At 53.6% G+C, this 744-nt stretch carries 1 protein-coding gene; it reads right to left on the reverse strand.

The window, feature by feature from the left end; all coding sequences use genetic code 11:
* Window positions 1-137 precede the first annotated feature (137 nt).
* The coding region (locus tag EVC45_RS44980; protein ID WP_248295555.1) for an HrpB1 family type III secretion system apparatus protein at window positions 138-744 on the reverse strand (607 nt) is incomplete at its 5' end.

Genomic DNA, 744 nt, shown 5'->3' on the forward strand with positions numbered 1-744 from the left:
AGCTTGTTCATCGCGGCTCCTCAAATCGGTCAAGGCGACACTCTAACCGATCCTTGAGCGCTATTTGCACCACAACCTCTCGTACTAGCTTGAATCTCGCCGAATTTTACGCCCAATGCGGACAACTATCCATCGTCTCACAGATTGGGGCAGCAAGCCCACAATTTTGACCGCAGGGCCTCGGCAAAATCTGCGGGTCCCGCGCCTTCGATACCTAAAAACTTTGCGACTACAGCAAGCGCCGCAGGGTCGCCGCTGCGCAGCACCTCAACCGCGCAGCGTTTCCAATCGTGATCGGCTAACCGGTAGAGACACCAACTCTGCAGCGCTGCAAGTACGGGCGAACCTTGGCCTCGCGCATCGATCTGCCGCAACAAGCGCGATGCATCGAGCCAGCGCTGCCATTTGATGAGCATCCGCACCTCGCAGATATCGACAATCACTCGACGCGGATGAATCTGACGCAACAACAACAGCAGGTCTTCCAGATCGGTACGCGCATCGAGATGCAGACCCTCTGAAAAAATCCACAGCAGCACGTCGAGTACCGCAAAACCGAGTTGACTTCTTGTCATAGCTGTTGTCGCAACAACAGACGTAGCTTGCAACTGATTGCGGGTTTCAAGCAGACTGAAGTTGCATTTGATCAGTAATGCATATGTTTCATGAAATGCATGAGTTGGCAAGACAGGCAACGCGAAGCGGAAGTGTGATTTGCGAAGTGATCGACATGGTAACGACGCG

The organism is Paraburkholderia sp. UYCP14C (assembly GCF_004197395.1).
Taxonomy (GTDB): Bacteria; Pseudomonadota; Gammaproteobacteria; order Burkholderiales; family Burkholderiaceae; genus Paraburkholderia.